18 protein-coding genes are annotated in these 16,759 nt (G+C 35.8%); 17 read left to right on the top strand and 1 reads right to left on the bottom strand.

Annotation, left to right across the window (positions count from 1 at the left end; translation table 11 throughout):
* Positions 1–5: 5 nt before the first annotated feature.
* A complete protein-coding gene (lysA, locus tag G581_RS0103225; RefSeq protein WP_028844582.1) occupies positions 6–1,262 on the bottom strand; it encodes a diaminopimelate decarboxylase in 1,257 nt (418 codons plus the stop codon).
* A 193-nt stretch (positions 1,263–1,455) separates the two neighbouring features.
* Here lysA and G581_RS0103220 point away from each other — a divergent pair, with 193 nt between their 5' ends.
* The 17 genes from G581_RS0103220 (at position 1,456) to G581_RS0103140 (ending at position 16,751) form a co-directional block, all read left to right on the top strand.
* Positions 1,456–3,399, top strand: coding sequence for an aconitate hydratase (locus G581_RS0103220; RefSeq protein ID WP_028844581.1), 1,944 nt, complete (start codon positions 1,456–1,458; stop codon positions 3,397–3,399).
* A gap of 218 nt (positions 3,400–3,617) precedes the next feature.
* Positions 3,618–4,034 (top strand): universal stress protein, encoded by a 417-nt coding sequence (locus G581_RS0103215; RefSeq protein WP_038064895.1) that lies wholly within the window; start codon positions 3,618–3,620, stop codon positions 4,032–4,034.
* 21 nt (positions 4,035–4,055) lie between these two features.
* A complete protein-coding gene (locus G581_RS12320; protein ID WP_028844579.1) occupies positions 4,056–5,282 on the top strand; it encodes a sulfite exporter TauE/SafE family protein in 1,227 nt (408 codons plus the stop codon).
* Between the two features lie 2 nt (positions 5,283–5,284).
* A complete protein-coding gene (locus G581_RS12315; protein ID WP_028844578.1) occupies positions 5,285–5,674 on the top strand; it encodes a sulfite exporter TauE/SafE family protein in 390 nt (129 codons plus the stop codon).
* Between the two features lie 14 nt (positions 5,675–5,688).
* Positions 5,689–7,776, top strand: a complete 2,088-nt coding sequence (locus G581_RS0103200) for a molybdopterin-containing oxidoreductase family protein (protein ID WP_028844577.1) — start codon at positions 5,689–5,691, stop codon at positions 7,774–7,776.
* 11 nt (positions 7,777–7,787) lie between these two features.
* A complete protein-coding gene (locus G581_RS0103195; protein WP_028844576.1) occupies positions 7,788–8,294 on the top strand; it encodes a 4Fe-4S dicluster domain-containing protein in 507 nt (168 codons plus the stop codon).
* A complete protein-coding gene (locus G581_RS0103190; RefSeq protein ID WP_083962584.1) occupies positions 8,278–8,802 on the top strand; it encodes an NADH-quinone oxidoreductase subunit B in 525 nt (174 codons plus the stop codon). Before G581_RS0103195 ends, G581_RS0103190 begins: the two co-directional genes overlap by 17 nt.
* Entirely contained in the window at positions 8,784–9,989 is a 1,206-nt protein-coding gene (locus tag G581_RS0103185; RefSeq protein ID WP_028844574.1) for an NADH-quinone oxidoreductase subunit D, read from the top strand. The genes G581_RS0103190 and G581_RS0103185 overlap by 19 nt, the downstream gene beginning before the upstream one ends.
* Positions 9,986–10,624, top strand: a complete 639-nt coding sequence (gene nuoI / locus G581_RS10435; protein ID WP_083962582.1) for an NADH-quinone oxidoreductase subunit NuoI — start codon at positions 9,986–9,988, stop codon at positions 10,622–10,624. The genes G581_RS0103185 and nuoI overlap by 4 nt, the downstream gene beginning before the upstream one ends.
* Complete coding sequence (locus tag G581_RS0103175) at positions 10,624–11,004, top strand: NADH-quinone oxidoreductase subunit A (RefSeq protein ID WP_051178771.1); 381 nt, start codon at positions 10,624–10,626, stop codon at positions 11,002–11,004. Before nuoI ends, G581_RS0103175 begins: the two co-directional genes overlap by 1 nt.
* On the top strand, positions 10,989–11,507 hold the full coding sequence (locus tag G581_RS10430; RefSeq protein ID WP_038064892.1) for an NADH-quinone oxidoreductase subunit C: 519 nt from the start codon (positions 10,989–10,991) through the stop codon (positions 11,505–11,507). The genes G581_RS0103175 and G581_RS10430 overlap by 16 nt, the downstream gene beginning before the upstream one ends.
* Positions 11,500–12,495, top strand: coding sequence for an NADH-quinone oxidoreductase subunit NuoH (gene nuoH / locus G581_RS0103165; protein ID WP_028844572.1), 996 nt, complete (start codon positions 11,500–11,502; stop codon positions 12,493–12,495). Before G581_RS10430 ends, nuoH begins: the two co-directional genes overlap by 8 nt.
* Complete coding sequence (locus tag G581_RS0103160) at positions 12,492–12,998, top strand: NADH-quinone oxidoreductase subunit J family protein (RefSeq protein WP_028844571.1); 507 nt, start codon at positions 12,492–12,494, stop codon at positions 12,996–12,998. Before nuoH ends, G581_RS0103160 begins: the two co-directional genes overlap by 4 nt.
* A complete protein-coding gene (gene nuoK / locus G581_RS0103155) occupies positions 12,995–13,312 on the top strand; it encodes an NADH-quinone oxidoreductase subunit NuoK (RefSeq protein ID WP_028844570.1) in 318 nt (105 codons plus the stop codon). Before G581_RS0103160 ends, nuoK begins: the two co-directional genes overlap by 4 nt.
* The gene (locus tag G581_RS0103150) at positions 13,305–14,771 is read left to right on the top strand and encodes a monovalent cation/H+ antiporter subunit D family protein (protein ID WP_028844569.1); all 1,467 of its coding nucleotides are present in this window, start codon (positions 13,305–13,307) and stop codon (positions 14,769–14,771) included. The genes nuoK and G581_RS0103150 overlap by 8 nt, the downstream gene beginning before the upstream one ends.
* Positions 14,771–14,983 (top strand): hypothetical protein, encoded by a 213-nt coding sequence (locus G581_RS10425; RefSeq protein WP_051178768.1) that lies wholly within the window; start codon positions 14,771–14,773, stop codon positions 14,981–14,983. Before G581_RS0103150 ends, G581_RS10425 begins: the two co-directional genes overlap by 1 nt.
* Positions 14,976–16,751: a Na(+)/H(+) antiporter subunit D gene (locus G581_RS0103140; RefSeq protein WP_028844568.1), complete on the top strand. Its 1,776-nt coding sequence runs from the start codon at positions 14,976–14,978 to the stop codon at positions 16,749–16,751. The genes G581_RS10425 and G581_RS0103140 overlap by 8 nt, the downstream gene beginning before the upstream one ends.
* Positions 16,752–16,759 lie beyond the last annotated feature (8 nt).

Raw genomic sequence — 16,759 nt, 5'->3', positions numbered from 1 at the left:
ATTCATTAGAGTATATCCTCCGGTATGATTTCATTTTTTATTAAGTCTTTATATGTTTCTCTTTTTCTTATTAAAGCATAGTTTTCTCCTTTGACGAGCACTTCAGCAGCTCTCGGGCGACTGTTATAATTAGATGACATACTGAATCCGTACGCACCTGCGCTCATTACAGCAAGATGTTCTCCTGGAGTTATTTTTTCAATTTCTCTGTCCTTTGCAAGAAAATCTCCTGATTCACATATTGGTCCGACAATGTCGGTGACTATTTTTTGTCTTTTATCAGGAGTTACGGGTAGAATTTCATGATAAGAACCATAAAGACTTGGTCTTATCAGGTCATTCATACCAGCGTCAACTATTATAAAGTTTTTTGATCCTGTTTCTTTTGTATATAAAACTTTTGTTACAAGAATTCCTGCATTCCCGACAATAGACCTTCCAGGTTCAACTATTATTTTACCCTTCTTGGATTTAATAAGAGGAATTAGTGCATTTGCAAGATCCTTTGGAAGCGGAGGTTCTTCATCTTTATATGTAATTCCAAGACCTCCGCCTATATCAATGTATTCAATATCAACATCGTATTTTGCGAGTTTATCATAAAGAGATAAAATTTTTGATAATGCTTCCACATAGGCCGATGTATCAGTAATCTGAGAGCCAATGTGTTTGTGTATCCCTATAATTTTAATATTTTTAAGAGATTTGGCAAGTTTATAATATTCAAGTGCCTTTTCAATGGGAATTCCGAATTTGCTTGTTCTAAGGCCTGTTGCGATGTATTTATGTGTCTTTGGATCAATATCTGGATTAACCCTTAAGGCAACGCAAGCATGTTTTTTAAGTTTTTTTGCAACTTCATTTATTTTATAAAGCTCGGCTTCTGATTCAACATTGAACATTAAAATATTATTTTTTAAAGCATATTCAATTTCCTGCTCTGTTTTGCCAACGCCAGCAAAAACAATTCTAAAAGGCTTAATTCCAGCTTTTAAAGCTCTGAAAAGTTCTCCGCCAGAAACAATATCTGCACCGATACCCAACTCTGCACATAGACTTAAAATTGCAAGATTTGAATTGGCTTTTACAGCATAGCATATTATATGCGGTACTTCACAGAAAGCTTCCTCATAAGCTCTGATATGTCTTATCAATGTTGCATAACTATAAATATAAAGTGGTGTTCCAAATTCTCTTACAAGTTCAGACACAGCAATATCTTCTGCATAAAGTTTGTTATTTTTATAGGTAAAGAAATGCACAAAATCCTCCTTTTTGAAATTTTTTGAATATAATAATTATACTTAAAATATTAATTTGCAGGCAAACCTGATAAATTCAGAGTTTTAAGATTTTTAGAGTTTTTTATAAAGAAAAAAGATGTAGTTGTAGAGGTTAAGAAGAGTCATTATTACAACATAGACCAATAAATTTGAAAGTAATCAGGAGGATTTGATGGGTAAGAATATTGTTGAAAAAATTTTTGATGCACATCTTGCAGCCGGAAGTTTAAAAACTGGAGAGTTGCTTAGCGTAAGAGTAGATCAGGTTTATACTCAGGATGCAACAGGTACAATGACCTGGCTTGAGTTTGAAGCAATAGGACTTGACCATGTAAAAGTTCCTACTGCTGTGTCTTATGTTGACCACAATATGCTTCAGAGTAACTTTATGAATGCGGATGATCATCTTTTTTTAAGGACTGCTGCAGCAAGGTTTGGTGCTTATTTTTCAAGACCTGGCAATGGAATATGTCATCAGGTTCATCTTGAAAGATTTGCCGCACCGGGAAGAATTGCACTTGGTACAGACAGTCATACACCAACAGGTGGTGGAACAGGAATGATTGCTATTGGTGTTGGTGGCTTGGAAGCAGCTTCTGTTATGGCTGGAATGCCTTTTGAATTTACAATGCCAAAGATTGTAAAAGTCTATCTAACTGGAAAGCTTCGCAGACCTTATGTAACAGCAATGGATATAATTCTTACATTTTTAAAAATGCTTACTGTTAAAGGAGGAGTTGGAAAAATATTTGAATATGGAGGTCCCGGAGTAAATGACCTTTCGGTTACTGAAAGAGCAACAATAACCAATATGGGTGCAGAACTTGGTGCAACAACATCTATCTTTCCTAGTGATGAAAACACATTGAAGTTTTTAAAAGCTCAGGGTAGAGAGCATCAATGGATGGAGCTTCAAGCTGATGAAGATGCAGAGTATTCAGAAATTATAGAGCTTGATTTATCCGAGATAGAACCAATGATTGCTCAGCCACACAGTCCAGATAATGTTATTTCAGTCAAAGAGCTTCAAGGAATGAAAGTTGATCAAATCTGCATTGGCTCCTGCACAAATTCTTCCTACAAAATAATGAAAACAGTAGCCTCAATACTCAGAGATAAAACCGTCCATGAAGAGGTAACACTTTTTATAAATCCGGGTTCAAGGCAGGTTTATGAGATGCTTGCCAGTGATGGCTCTGTAAAGACTATGATTCAAGCTGGTGCAAGACTTCTTGAATCAGCTTGTGGACCCTGTATTGGAATGGGAGCTGCACCTGGAAGTGGACAGATTTCTCTTCGTTCATATAATCGTAATTTTAAAGGACGTTCTGGAACAAAGGATGCTCTGGTTTATCTTGCATCTCCTGTTGTCTGTGCTCTTGCATCAGTGCACGGTCAAATTGTTAATCCATTTGAGACTGATATTGATCTTGAAGATATACCAGAGCCTGAAAGTTTTGTGATAAATGATAATATGATAATTCTATCTAGAAAACATAAAGATATAAAAATAATCAAAGGTCCAAATATAAAAGAAGTGCCTGTAAAAGAGCCTCTTGAGGATACTATATTTGCTGAGGTTTTGCTTAAGCTTTCAGATAATATAACAACAGATGATATTCTGCCTGCAGGTACACAGGTTTTGCCATACAGGTCAAATATTCCTATGATTTCTACTTTTATATTCAAAAACATTGATGAAACTTTTTATCATAGAGCAATGCTGGCAAAGCAGAATGGTGGAGGTATAATTGTTGGTGGAGAAAATTATGGACAGGGCTCATCTCGTGAGCATGCTGCTATTGCTCCAATGTATCTTGGAATAAAAGCTGTGATTTCAAAATCCTTTGCAAGAATTCATCGTGCAAATTTGATAAATTTTGGCATTCTTCCGTTAATGTTTTCAAATGCTGAAGACTATGAAAAAATCGAGCAGGGCAATGTACTAAAAATTGAAAATATTATTGAATCTTTGAAGAAAGAACAAAAATATAGAGTTATTAATTTATCGAAGAATCTCTCTTTTGAGGTTTGCTCAAACTTAAACTCAAGAGAAAAAGAACTCATTCTGCAGGGAGGACTTCTTCCCTATGTGAGAAAAAAAGTTTTAGACTAATTTTTCTTAGCTGTCCCATTTGGGACAGCTAACTTTTCTTCTGTTCCATCAGGCACATCAAATCTTTAAAAATTCTCTGTTTTATCAATAACTTTCATATTGGCAAAGTAATTGCACTATCGATTTTCTGATGATGAGACATATGAAATATTCTCTTCGTGTCATTAAGAGGTGCTTTAAATCCTTGTAATGAGAAAATAGAAAATTGGAGGTATGAAATGAAGAAAATATTAGTTTGCTATGATGGATCAGAATGGTCCAAAAAAGCATTATCTGAAGCAATTAACTTATCAAAAAAGTTTGACTCTCACATTACTGTTTTATCCGTTGTTCCACAGGTATGTTTTTTAGAGATAGGAATTGACTGTGCAACTGTTGAATCCATTTTTAAAGCAGAAACTGAGGGAAATCTTAATGTTGCTAAGAAAATTCTTAAAGAAGAGGGGGTGAAAGGAGAAACTCTACTTTTAGAAGGAACACCAGCGGATGTCATTGTTGATCATGCCAGGGACAATAACTATGATCTTATTGTGATTGGCTCAAAGGGTAAAGATGCTACTGAAAGAACTCTTTTTGGAAGCGTAACACTGAAAGTAGCATCCAATGCTGCGCAGTCAGTGTTGATTGTGAGATAACTTATAAAAAGGAGGCAATTTATGAAAAATTTTTGGAAATTGGCTATTATCTTAATGTTTACAATAGCTTTTTCAACAAATATTTATGCAGAGCAACAGTCAGTCACATCTGCAGAGACTCAAAAAGAAGGAATTGTTTTACAGGTTGACAGAAAAGAGCTTTCTGGAGGAGGTAAAATTACAATTACCGGTAAAGCTCCTCAGGGAAAAGATGTTTATATTGAAATATGGTCTGAAAAAAATGTAAGAGCAGCAAGGCTTGATACAGACCCTGATCCAAAAACTGGCAAAAGACCTTATATCTTCTACATGACAGATGAGATGCCAGCTTTCTATACTTTGATTGTTCCAGAAAAATACAAAGACATTCTTGATCAGGCTAAAAAGGAAGGTGGTAAGTGGAGTGTATCAAAGGTTATCAAAGACGCTGGTGCTGATGCAGTCTATGGAGAGCCTGCAAAGAGAAAAATTGACAGATACCAGACCACTCTATGGGCAAGTATAATTGGCTCAAGAGGAACTTTGCTTCCACCCATGGATGAAAAAGACAACAAAAGAAGATCAATGCAGCTTCTTAAGGCGAAGTTTAGAAGTGTTGAAACAATATTTTCATCAAAGCTTAAAATTGCACAGGATGGAACATTTACAGCAGAATTAGATTTACCTTCTAATACTGCGCCAGGAAAGTACTTTATTCTGGCAAAAGTTGATAAAGAACTAAAGAGCAGTCTTGTTACAGTAGAAAACAAGGTTACTCTTCCCAATGTTTATCTGTCTAACGCAGGTAGAACAGTGAATTTATTTGGACCATTTTTTCTGGCTTTAGTTGTAACAACCTTCGGAGTGCTTATGGGAGCAGGCGGTGGCTTTATTCTTAATCCAATTCTTGTACTCCTCGGACTGCCACATACAGTTGTTGCTGGAACAGTCATGCCAACAGTATTATTTTCTCAGGCCAGTGGAGTTTATAACTACTCCAAAATAAAATTTATAAACTGGAAACTTGGTATCGCTCTTGGGTTAGCTATGATACTTGGAGCTTTTATTGGCCCAAAACTTACTGAGCTTATAACACTTGCACAGTTTAAATTTATATTTGGATGGATACTTATAATTCTTGCTGCACTTATGTTTTGGCAGACAACACCAGGGTATCTTGAAAAGCATAAGAAGGAACAGGCAATTTTGAAAGAGTTTAAGAAAAGAGCTGAAGAAGCAGCTAAGAAAAAAGCTGAAGGAGGTAAATAAATATGAAAATAGAATTCTGGGGACAGGAGTTTAAAGCAAACCTTTGGATAGGAATTCCTGGAGCATTTTTAATTGCAGTTTTATCTTCTATGTTTGGTTTCGGTGGTGGTCCATTTATGGTTCCCCTTATGACGGTATTTATGAGACTCCCAATGTATGTAGTTGTTGGAAGCTCACTTCTTGCTATATTTTTTAACACATTAACTGGCACACTCAGGCATTATGGTTTTGGAAATTTTGATTTAGTGTTCTTTTTAATAATGTTTCCAGCAGCAATTCTTGGTGGTTTCATAGGACCAAGAATTGCTAAAAGATTAAGCCCTATTGTGGTTAAGCGAGTAGCTGTTGTAGGACTTTTGATTCTTGCTTTGAGTTTACTCGGTGTATTTTAGAAGGAGGTATATAAATGAACCGTTCTTTATATAGTGTATGTGGAATGTGTTCGGTAAGGTGTCCGATTAGAGTTGAAGTTACAGATGAACGAATCAATTGGATAGAAGGAAATCCTAATGTACCTGGTATAGAGCATAGTCTCTGTGCCAGGGGGTCTTCAGGGATATCTTTGCTTTATGACTTTGAGAGGCTTCAATATCCCATGATAAGAATTGGTCCGAGGGGTTCAGGACAGTTTAAAAGAGCCAGCTGGGAAGAAGCTTTTAAATATGTAGCTGAAGCTATAGGTAATATTCAATCTCAGTATGGAAAAAAATCCATAGCTCTTGTTGATAGAGGGGCAGGATTATTTGGAGAGATTCAAAGGGTTTTTCTTAGATCAATAGGATCACCAAATTACTTCAGTCATGATGATTTCTGTAGAAAAAATGTTGATCTTGCCTATCAAACTCTTCTTGGATATGGCAGACCTGAGGTTGGGTATGATTTTTCAAATACTAAGCATATGGTTTTTTATGGTAGAAACGCGCTTGAATCTCTTGGTGTTAGAGAGGCAAACAACATTATTAAAGCTTTATCCAATGGAGCGAGACTTACTTATTTAGATGTAAGAGTATCAAAAACAGCTACAAAAGCAACAAAATTTTTGCAGATAAGACCTGGAACAGACTATGCATTCAATCTTGCTCTAATACACGTAATTCTCAGAGAAAATCTCTTTGATAGGGAATTTGTAGAAAGATTTATTACAGGACTACCAGAACTTGAAAATTTCATAAAACCTTACACTCCAGATTGGGCAGAAAAGGAGACAGGAATACCATCTTATGAGATAGTAGAGCTAGCTAAACAGCTCAGTGCTGACAAACCTAAGGTGATACTGTATCCAGGATGGTTTGCAGCAAGAACTATGAACTACTTTTATAATGCAAGGTCTATCATAATTCTTAATGCACTTTTAGGAAGCATTGAACAAAAGGGTGGGCTTATTCTTGCTAAGACACCGAAGGAAGTGGGCGCAAAGGGATTAAATAGTCTCCTTGAAAGAGTGCCGGCACCACAGGAAAAGAGAATAGAGGCAGAGGAAGGGAAAGGTTTTCTCTATGATGGAGCAGGTCATATACTTCATCTGTTCAGAGCCATAAAAACAGGACAACCATATCCTATAAAAGGTCTTTTTGTGATGAGATATGATCCTTTTGCAGGTATAACCCATAAGGATATTCAGGAGCTTCTCAATGGTTTAGATCTTCTTGTTGCCATAGATACAAACTACTCAAGTACTGCCTGGTATGCAGATGTGGTACTACCCGAGTCAACCTATCTTGAAAGAGATGATATGATTGGAATGCAGAGAGGTGCAAAGCCAACATTGATAATGCGGAGAAAGGCGATAAATCCACTATATGATACAAAAGGTAAGTGGGAGATATTTACAGGATTGGCCAAGGCTTGTGGTTTTGGAGATTATATGCCCTATGAAAGTATTGAAGATATCTGGAACTATCAACTTGAAGGGACAGGTATTAAAATTGAAGAATTTGAAAAAACAGGTCAGGTAGCTCTTTGTAAAGATCCCTTAATGTACTCAAGAGACGACTTAAGATTTAAAACAAAGTCACAAAAAATTGAAATTCTATCAGAAAAAATGGTTGAGAGGGAAGTACCATACTTCTTGGAGTTTCAGTCACCTCCAAAGCCTGATATTGAAAAAGGTGAGTTTAAATTAGTTTTTGGAAGAATCGCTGTTCATACTCATGTTCAAACTCACAACAATAAATATCTCAATGAGATAATACCTGAGAATGATTTATGGATAAATGACCAAGTAGCTAAGCAGCTTGGCATAAAAGATGGAGACATTATTGAGATTTCATCAGATGACTACTCTGCAAAAATAAGAGCAAAGGTTACACCTTTTATTCATCCAGAGACTGTTTTTATGTACCGAGGTTTTGAAAATGAAGTGCCCTTTAAAACTCGTTCTGTTGGGAAAGGCGTCAATGAGGGAAGATTCCTCAAAGGTGCTTTTGAAAAGATGGCTTATGGAAGTCATACTGGTGTTCTTTTCGAGAATTTTATAAAAGTACGTAAGGCATAGGAGGTTAATAAATGAGTATTTATTATATATATCAGGATCATAACAGATGCATAGGTTGTTATGCTTGCGAGATTCACTGTAAAACTAAAAATGAACTTCCTGTGGGTCCAAGACTTTGCAGAATTATCGAGACAGAAATAAAGCTGATTGGTGGCTTGCCAAGACAGAGATTTGTATTTATGCCATGTTTTCACTGTGAAGATCCATGGTGTGTAAAGGCATGTCCAACAGGAGCAATGCAAAAACGATCAAAGGACGGGATAGTTTTTGTAGAACATTCCCTTTGTGTTGGTTGTAAATCCTGTATTACAGCCTGTCCATGGGGAGTTCCTCAATGGAATCCTGAAATTGGCAAAATTGTAAAGTGCGACTACTGTAAAGACAGAATTGATAGAGGGCTTGAACCAGCCTGTGTTACAAAATGTACCACAAAGGCATTAAGATTTATCTCTGCCAGTGAAGCTTCCAGACTGAAAAGAGAAAGTTTTGTAAAGGAAACCTATGCCTCTTTATACTGAAAATAAAGATCTTATAGAAGTAGAAGATGGCACTAAGATTATCAAGGGTAGTAATGTAATTATTACTAACCTTGATAAGATTGTTAATTGGGGAAGATCAAATTCTCTCTGGCCTTTAACCTTTGGACTTGCCTGCTGTGCTATAGAAATGATGGCAGCAGGTGCATCTTATCTTGATCTTGACAGATTTGGAATTCTATTTAGAGCTTCACCCCGTCAGGCAGATGTAATAATAATTGCAGGAACAGTTACTTACAAAATGGCTCCAGTTGTAAAAAGAGTTTATGATCAAATGCCAGAACCCAGATATGTAGTTGCGATGGGAAGCTGTGCCTGCACAGGTGGAATTTTTAATACTTACAGCACAGTACAGGGAGCAGATCAGTTTTTACCTGTTGATGTTTATATTCCTGGTTGTCCGCCAAGACCAGAAGCTTTAATGTATGGCTTGATTAAACTAAAGGAAAAAATTATGAAGGAACAGGAAAAATGGGGCAGCTGGAAATAGAAAAACTCAATGAAACTACTTTTGTTTTACAGATGGGACCTCATCATCCTGCAACTCATGGTGTGCTCAAGCTTTATTGTGAGTTTGAAGGTGAAAGGGTTTTACGCATTATTCCAGATGTTGGATATCTTCACAGAGGTGTTGAAAAACTTGCTGAGAGTAAGACTTATCCAGTTGCAATGACTATTACTGACAGACTTGATTATATTTCAAGTATGACAAATAACATCGGATACTGTATTGCTATTGAAAGATTGATGGGCATTGAGCCTACGCGGAGAGCAAAATTTATCAGAACAATGGTAGCAGAATTAACGAGACTCAGCAGTCATCTATTGTGGCTTGCAACCCATGCTCTTGATATTGGAGCAATGACAGTATTCCTTTACGCCTTTAGAGAAAGGGAACAGATACTTACTTTTTTTGAGAAAATATGCGGTGCCAGACTTACTGTGAGCTATCCAAGAATTGGAGGAGTAAGAGTTGATGTGGAACAAGCAGTATTAGATGAAATTTATGGTTTTACTGATACGATGCTTAAAAAAATTGATGATTATGAAGAACTTTTAACAGAAAACAGGATATGGATAGCCAGAACTAAAGGTATTGGAATTATCTCTGCTGAAGAAGCTCTATCTTTAGGGCTTACAGGCCCTGTATTAAGAGGATCCGGTGTTTATTATGATATTCGTAAACTAGAGCCTTATGATGCCTATGGAGAAGTTAATTTTGAAGTGCCTCTTGGAGAAAATGGTGATACTTATGATAGATATCTGTGCAGAATTCAGGAGATGAGGCAGTCTGTTTTCATTATAAAGCAGTGTATTGAAAAAATTCCTGAAGGACAAGTTATTTCTGAACAGTCGCCTCAGATTGATATGCCTTTTCAGGGGAAACGAGAGATTCTTGCAGATGGATCTCTCTGGAATGGATTTGTTTCATTTACAGATAAAAAAAATGAAATAATGCCGAAAGGAGAATTTTACTCAGCCATTGAAGCACCAAAAGGTGAACTTGGCTTTTACATAGTTAGTGATGGTTCCGGAAGACCTTACAGAATGAGAGTTAGAGCACCTTCATTTATTCACATTTCTGCAATTCCAAAGCTTTGCCAAGGGCACTTACTTGCAGATGTAATCACAATTATTGGAACCCTTGATATTGTTATGGGAGAAGCAGACAGGTGAGGACTTTAGTAAAGAAATTATTATTTTTAGATCTGTTAAAAGGGTTAATAATAACATTTAAAACTATCTTTACTCATCCTGTAACAATTCGGTATCCAAAAGAAAAAAGAAAACCTGAGCCAGGATTTCGGGGAAGACATGCTTTTGTCCGTAATCCAGATACAGGAAAGGAGCGCTGTGTTGCATGCACAAAATGTGCACAGGTTTGTCCATCCCAGTGTATTTATATAGATTACTCAATAAACAGTGAAACAGGAGCAAGAGTTTTAACCAAATATGAAATAGATGCTTTTAGATGTATTTTTTGTGGATACTGTGAACAGGTATGCCCTGTTAATGCAATAGTTCTTACAGAATTTTATGAATACGCATCTTATAACAGACAGAGTAACTATTTTGATAGGGAAGTGCTTCTTAAAAACTGGGATGAGTTTGTTAAGCAGTACAACAGAAATGAATATTTGAATAAATTCTGGTATCTGCCCGGAGTTGACCGGAACATTTTGCCTGCGGGTAAAAGAAATCCAGAGCCGATATTATGTTATTTAGATAAGCAAAGCCATATAGAATCTCAACATTTAAGTCAATTAAATTCTTTATCAGTACAGGATAACAGTAAAAAGGAGCCCCATTGATGGAACCCGGGAGCTGGATGCCATATAAATATCTGCCTGTGTTGATTGCTCTGATACTTGCAACATTATTTGGTTTAGGCGGACTTATTTTAAATAAAATTTTTGCTCCAAGAAGATTTAATCCTGTTAAATTTATTCCCTATGAATCTGGCAACCTTCCAAGTGGACTACCGAAGGAGAGATTTTTTATTGGATTTTTTTTACTTGCTATTTTGTTTGTTGTCTTTGATGTAGAGGTAATCTTTTTATATCCATGGGCAGTTGCTTTTGATTTTATATCAGATGAAGGATTCTGGGTAATGCTTTTTTTTATTGGACTGATTTTGATTGGCTATATATATGAAATATTAATTGGAGCTCTGACATGGCACAGAAAATAGAGATTAAAAGAGCATTAAAGATCGCAGAGAAAGTTAAGGAACTTTTTTCAGATGAGGTTCTTGAAATAAATCTGTTCAGGGGACAACTATCTCTGGTTGTAAGGAAAATAAGAATAAAAGAAATTTTAAAATTTCTTAAAAATGAATGTAGATTCAATCATCTAAGAGACCTCTGTGGTGTTGATTTTTTTCCTGAAAAGCCTCGTTTTGAGGTTGTATACAACCTCTATAGCATTTATGAAAAGATTCACATCAGGATAAAAACAAGAGTTGATGAGGAAGAGTCAGAGATTGACAGTATAACCGAATTATGGGAAACTGCAAACTGGCATGAAAGAGAGTGTTTTGATATGTTCGGGATTAAGTTTAAAGGACATCCTGATTTAAGAAGAATACTTATGCCTGAAGACTGGGAAGGTTATCCTTTAAGAAAAGACTATCCATTGAAGGGACAGCAACTCTGGAGAGGATTTAAGGAAATTCTGGAGACTAAAAATGAATGAAATAATTTTTATTATTATCAAGACAGCCATAGTTTTTGCAGTTGTACTTACTATTGTTGCTCTTACAACCTATGCAGAAAGAAAAATTATTGGTAGGGCTCAGGCAAGGTATGGCCCAATGGAAGTGGGACCTCATGGTTTACTTCAGCCTGTAGCTGACTTCATAAAAATATTTTTTAAAGAGGATATAATTCCTCAAAATGCTGAAAAATTTCTTTTTCAGATCGCACCATTAGTTATTCTTGTATTTACAATGATAAATCTTACAGTGATTCCATTTAATAACAACTTCATTATTGCAGACTTAAATATTGGAATACTTTTCATTCTTGCTTCTGCCTCGATATCAGTTTATGGAATTATAATTGCAGGATGGTCATCAGGAAGCAAATATTCCTTTCTCGGAGGTTTAAGGTCTGCATCACAGGTATTAAGTTATGAGATTGCGCTTGGATTAAGCTTGGCAGGAGTGGTTTTGATGGCGGGGTCATTAAAGCTAAGCGATATTGTACAGGCTCAAAATCAAACTGTTTTCGGTATGTATGCAATCCCTCAGATAATCGGATTTATAGTTTTTGTTATCGCAGCTTTTGCAGAAACAAATAGAGCACCATTTGATCTTCCTGAGGCAGAGACAGAGCTTGTTGCCGGGTATCTTACTGAATACAGCGCGTTTAGATATGCTCTGTTCTTTCTTGCTGAATATGTTGCCATGTATATAATGGCATCACTTGTATCCCTTTGTTTTCTAGGTGGATGGACTATCCCGAAATTTATAACTGACCTCTTTCCTGTTCTTCATAAAGTTCCTGGACTCATATGGCTAGCTATAAAAATATTCGGGTTCATCTTTCTTTATATCTGGGTAAGAGCAACTTTTCCAAGATATAGATTCGACCAGCTTTTGAATATTGGCTGGAAAGTTTTGATACCTGCTGGAATAGTTAATTTAATAGTAATTGCAATTGTAAAGAGGATATGGTTATGATTTATTTCATTTTTGCTTATTTTTGTATTTCTACTTTAGGGATAACATCGATGGCTCTTACAAGAAAAAATCCAGTTCACTCTGTTTTGTGGCTTTTGTTACTTTTTTTACATATAGCGGTCATTTATCTATTTTTAAATGCTGAATTTTTAGCAGTTGTTCAGATAATTGTATATGCAGGTGCAATACTTGTTATGTTTCTTTTTACAGTTTTTTTGATTGGAGCAAAGGAACTTGAGTTAAGCAAAAGATATGTTGAGCTATGGGAAGGCAGGGCTTTAGTTGGATTAGGAATGCTAGTAGTTTTTATTGCTGCTTTTTCATCTATAACTCCTTCCTGGAAAGGGAGTTACACTATTGAGTACATTGAGAAAGTTGGTAATACAAAAGCTGTAGGAATATCTCTTTTTAATGAATATGGAATGGCATTTTTTATTGTTGGTTTGATTCTTTTAATTCCTATGATTGCAGTGGCAGTTGTTGCATGGAGGGCAGGGAAATGATACCTATTGAGTGGTATTTGGCTCTGGCAGGATTGATTTTTAGCATGGGTGCAATAAGTGTTCTTGTTAATAGAAATCTTATAATTGTTCTGATTTCTTTAGAAGTTATGCTTGCAGGAGTGAATCTTGCCCTTGTTTCTTTAGCTCATTATATGAATGACATTCGTGGTCAGGTGCTTGCTCTCTTTAGCATCGCTGTTGCTGCAGGCTCTGTAGCGGTTGGACTTTCGCTTCTTATTGCAAACTTTAATTTGCGAAAAACTGTTGATATAGCTCAGTTAAGTGACCTTAAAGAGGAGGCGGAAGATGATTGATTGTCTGCCAATTCTGGCTATATCTGTCTCTATCTTGGGAGCTATATTAATTGTTCTTATTGGAAATAAAAATCCGAATTTAAGAGAATCAGTTTCAATCATAGCAGGAATTTTAAAATTTACCTTTGTTATTATGATGATTCCTCCATTTTTTAAAGGTGAAGAAATCTCAATAAAGATTGTATCAGTTTTACCGGGAATAGAGCTTGCTTTTAGAGTTGATGGACTGGGGTTACTATTCGCTTTCGGAGCATCATTTTTATGGATTCTGACTACTTTTTATTCAATTGGATATATGAGAGGCCTCAATGAACATGCTCAAACGAGATATTTTGCCTGTTTTGCTCTGTCACTGAGTTCGGCGATTGGAATTGCCTTTGCAGCGAATCTGTTTACCATGTTTATTTTCTATGAAGCTTTAACAATTGTTACCTATCCTCTTGTTTCCCATCATGAAGATAAAGAAGGACTTGAAGGTGGTAGACAGTACATTGTTTATCTTCTCGGAACAGCGAAGATTTTTCTTCTGGCAGCAATAGTTTTGACTTATATACTTACTGGAACTCTTGATTTCAGAAAAGGTGGCATTTTTTCTTCAGAAATTGTTCAAAACAATAAGCTACTTCTTCAGATAATGCTTGTTCTTTATCTTTACGGATTTAATAAATCTGCAATTATGCCACTTCATAGCTGGCTTCCTGCTGCTATGGTTGCACCAACTCCAGTAAGTGCTTTGCTTCACGCAGTAGCAGTGGTTAAAGCAGGAGTGTTCACGGTTTCACGAGTACTTCTTTATGTTTACGGTGCAAATACAGTAAAAGCAATTGAAATGCAGGATTTAATCTTTTTTCTTACCTCTTTTACGATAATTATTGGTTCTTTGATTGCCCTGACAAGGGATGATTTCAAAGCAAGGCTTGCTTTTTCAACTGTTGCAAATCTTTCATACATAATAATTGGAGTGGCAATGTTTTCTCCGCTGGGAATTCTTGGTGGACTTATTCATATTAGCATGCATGCTTTTTCAAAGATAACCATGTTTTTTGTTGCGGGCTCTGTTTATGTATCAACTCATGTTAAAAAAATAAGCGAACTTGATGGAGTAGGTAAAGTAATGCCAATCACTATGTTTTCCTTTTTCCTGGCTACATTAAGTATGATCGGAATTCCGATTTTCGCAGGATTTGTAACTAAGTTTAATCTTGCAATGGGTGCTCTTGAGATTGGAAGACCTGAGCTTGTTGGTGTTTTTATAGTAAGTTCTTTTTTAAATGCAGCTTATTTTTTGCCAATTGTTTATCGGTCTTTCTTTAGAAAACCTGAAAATCCTCTCAGATGGCATGGAGTTCAAGAAAATTATTTCTGTGCTATACCTCTTCTTATAACTGCATTATTTACAGTTGTCTGGGGCCTTTATCCTGACTTTTTAATGAATATACTAAGGACGGTGATAAGATAATGGCTAAAAAAGTGATTTATTTAGTCTGTATTATGATAGTAATTGCTGAAATTTTATTTTTAAAGATTCTTCATTACGGGCATGCCTACTTTTCATTTGAGGAAATGCCTGCATTCGGAGCAATAATTGGATTTCTTGGCAGTTTATTCATCGTAGTTGTAGCGAAAACTCTGAGTAGAGTTATAACCAGAAAAGAGGATTATTATGATTGATTTCATTCATCCTGGTCTTGTCCTTATTCTTGGTTCTCTGCTATTGCCAGTACTTCCAAAAAATATGAGATCTTTCTATTCAGTTTTACTTGCTATGTCAGGATTTATCCTGTGTTTAATGACAAATCCCGGAGTATACGGATCATTAAATCTTTTTGGTTATACAATTTCACCGATAATTAGAGTTGATAAATTAAGTTTGCTTTTCGCTTATATATTCAGTTTTATTGGTTTAATTGGAATAATCTACTGTTATCATATTGATGACTGGGTACAACAGCTTGCTGGATTAATGTATGCAGGAGCTTCAATTGGAGTAAGTTTTGCAGCTGATATACTGAGCTTTTATCTGTTCTGGGAGATGTTATCTTTTCTAGCTGTGCTTTTAATCTGGAGTCAACAGACAAAGGAAGCAACTTCAGCTGGATTCAGATATATAATGGTTCATATAACTGGAGGCTTATTCCTTTTTGCCGGTGTGATGATTTACATCTATCAAACAGGTAGCTTTGATTTCTTTTCTTTTATGAATCATTCTGGAGAACTTTTCTGGTGGTTTATTTTAATAGGATTTATGCTAAGTGCGGCTGTTCCACCAATCCATGCATGGTTACCGGATGCTTATCCATCTGCAACAATTTATGGAAGTGTTTTTCTCAATCCATTTACCACCAAAGCTGCTGTATATGCTTTAATAAGAGGATTTCCAGGTGCGGAAATCTTGATTTATTTTGGTTCTGTGATGGCAGTTTATGGTGTTATCTATGCATTGCTTGAAAATAATTTAAGAAGGCTTCTTTCGTATCACATTGTCAGTCAGGTTGGATACATGGTGGCAGGAGTTGGTCTTGGAGTCGTGACACTCGGACTTAATGGCTCAGCTTCCCATGCCTTCAACCATATTCTCTACAAATGTCTTCTCTTTATGTCAGCAGGTTCAGTAATTTATGCTACAGGAAAAGAAAAAATGACAGAGCTTGGAGATTTTGCTCGATATGCTCCAGTAACTGCAATCAGCTTTTTTGTGGGTGCTTTTTCAATAGCGGGTTTTCCTTTGACCAATGGTTTTATAGGCAAATCTCCGATTATTTCTGCTGCTGGAGATATTCACAATGCTTTTGCGTATATACTGCTCAATATTGCCACCTGCGGAACAGTAATAAGCATAATATGCAAGATGGGATATTATACTTTTTTTTCTGATAAAAAAACTGATTATACTGTAAAGCAACTTCCTGCAAATATGAAGATTGCAATGCTGATAACATCAGCATTGTGCATAATTATTGGCATACTTCCACAGAAGTTTTATACATATCTACCTTATCCAATGCGTTATGAACCATATTCAATTCAGCATATACTTGATACAATTGCAATATTCAGTTTTACAGGTTTGACTTTTATAATATTTCTTAAAAAGCTTAAGCCCAAACCATCAATTAATCTTGATACTGATTGGTTTTATCGCATCGGTGCAAAGGGTTTTATGAAAACTCTTGATGTAACAGTAGTTCCTGTTGAATATAGATTTATAAATAAACTCTGGAGAAGGCTTATGGATAGAGTTATTATTCCTGCTGGAAATCAGATAAAAACTGCTGAAACTGCCAAGGTTTCTAGGATACCATTATTTTTAAGTAACTTAGCTAAGACATTCAGTAATGAAATTTCAATTTTTCAGTCAGGAAAGATTCAGGATTATGCGTTTTATATGCTCTGTGGCCTGGCATTGTTAGTTTTATTAATGTTTTTTATAATTAAATAAATTTATTT

The organism is Thermodesulfovibrio thiophilus DSM 17215 (assembly GCF_000423865.1).
In the GTDB taxonomy this organism is placed as follows: Bacteria; Nitrospirota; Thermodesulfovibrionia; order Thermodesulfovibrionales; family Thermodesulfovibrionaceae; genus Thermodesulfovibrio; species Thermodesulfovibrio thiophilus.
The sequence above is the reverse complement of the archived record's forward strand: the minus strand, read 5'-3'. Positions and strand labels throughout refer to the sequence as shown.

What these genes read in the sequence shown, in the direction of transcription:
- G581_RS0103220 (WP_028844581.1), top strand. Translation starts at nt 1,456, where the DNA reads ATGGGTAAGAATATTGTTGAAAAAATTTTTGATGCACATCTTGCAGCC.
- G581_RS0103215 (WP_038064895.1), top strand. Translation starts at nt 3,618, where the DNA reads ATGAAGAAAATATTAGTTTGCTATGATGGATCAGAATGGTCCAAAAAA.
- G581_RS12320 (WP_028844579.1), top strand. Translation starts at nt 4,056, where the DNA reads ATGAAAAATTTTTGGAAATTGGCTATTATCTTAATGTTTACAATAGCT.
- G581_RS12315 (WP_028844578.1), top strand. Translation starts at nt 5,285, where the DNA reads ATGAAAATAGAATTCTGGGGACAGGAGTTTAAAGCAAACCTTTGGATA.
- G581_RS0103200 (WP_028844577.1), top strand. Translation starts at nt 5,689, where the DNA reads ATGAACCGTTCTTTATATAGTGTATGTGGAATGTGTTCGGTAAGGTGT.
- G581_RS0103195 (WP_028844576.1), top strand. Translation starts at nt 7,788, where the DNA reads ATGAGTATTTATTATATATATCAGGATCATAACAGATGCATAGGTTGT.
- G581_RS0103190 (WP_083962584.1), top strand. Translation starts at nt 8,278, where the DNA reads ATGCCTCTTTATACTGAAAATAAAGATCTTATAGAAGTAGAAGATGGC.
- G581_RS0103185 (WP_028844574.1), top strand. Translation starts at nt 8,784, where the DNA reads ATGGGGCAGCTGGAAATAGAAAAACTCAATGAAACTACTTTTGTTTTA.
- G581_RS0103175 (WP_051178771.1), top strand. Translation starts at nt 10,624, where the DNA reads ATGGAACCCGGGAGCTGGATGCCATATAAATATCTGCCTGTGTTGATT.
- G581_RS10430 (WP_038064892.1), top strand. Translation starts at nt 10,989, where the DNA reads ATGGCACAGAAAATAGAGATTAAAAGAGCATTAAAGATCGCAGAGAAA.
- nuoH (WP_028844572.1), top strand. Translation starts at nt 11,500, where the DNA reads ATGAATGAAATAATTTTTATTATTATCAAGACAGCCATAGTTTTTGCA.
- G581_RS0103160 (WP_028844571.1), top strand. Translation starts at nt 12,492, where the DNA reads ATGATTTATTTCATTTTTGCTTATTTTTGTATTTCTACTTTAGGGATA.
- nuoK (WP_028844570.1), top strand. Translation starts at nt 12,995, where the DNA reads ATGATACCTATTGAGTGGTATTTGGCTCTGGCAGGATTGATTTTTAGC.
- G581_RS0103150 (WP_028844569.1), top strand. Translation starts at nt 13,305, where the DNA reads ATGATTGATTGTCTGCCAATTCTGGCTATATCTGTCTCTATCTTGGGA.
- G581_RS10425 (WP_051178768.1), top strand. Translation starts at nt 14,771, where the DNA reads ATGGCTAAAAAAGTGATTTATTTAGTCTGTATTATGATAGTAATTGCT.
- G581_RS0103140 (WP_028844568.1), top strand. Translation starts at nt 14,976, where the DNA reads ATGATTGATTTCATTCATCCTGGTCTTGTCCTTATTCTTGGTTCTCTG.